This is a genomic window from Hymenobacter coccineus (assembly GCF_001816125.1).
Taxonomy (GTDB): Bacteria; Bacteroidota; Bacteroidia; order Cytophagales; family Hymenobacteraceae; genus Hymenobacter; species Hymenobacter coccineus.
In genome coordinates this window covers 1-368 of record NZ_MDZA01000304.1, presented here as the reverse complement: position 1 = coordinate 368, position 368 = coordinate 1, and the positions used below count along the sequence as shown (strand labels likewise).

Annotated in this window: 1 rRNA gene; it reads right to left on the bottom strand. The window is 47.8% G+C overall.

What is annotated here, in order from left to right:
* Positions 1–111 (bottom strand): 23S ribosomal RNA (locus BEN49_RS15670); the annotation flags it as partial.
* Positions 112–368 lie beyond the last annotated feature (257 nt).

The window sequence follows — 368 nt, the reverse complement described above, 5'->3', positions numbered from 1 at the left end:
ACCTGGGGATCAACGGGCATGTGCCCCTCCCCCCAGCTTATCGCAGCTTATCGCGTCCTTCCTCGCCTCTGAGACCCTAGGCATCCCCCGTGTGCTCTTCATTACTTCTTACTTGCGCTTCACCTCACTAAAAGTGGGAATGAAGTGCTCAGCTATTATAAATAGATGAGCCCGCTTTTTACTTCTCTTTCTTAGTTACCCTTACGTCAAAGAACGTTTACCACACTATCTGTGATAAATGAAGATTACAATTTGGAAACTGCAATCTTAAAATTATTTGAATGAGGAAATAGACAATAGTGCGGTACGTGGCGAAAAGGGGCGGGCAACGCCGTGGGCGAAGCGGCTCCAGAAAGGAGGTGATCCAG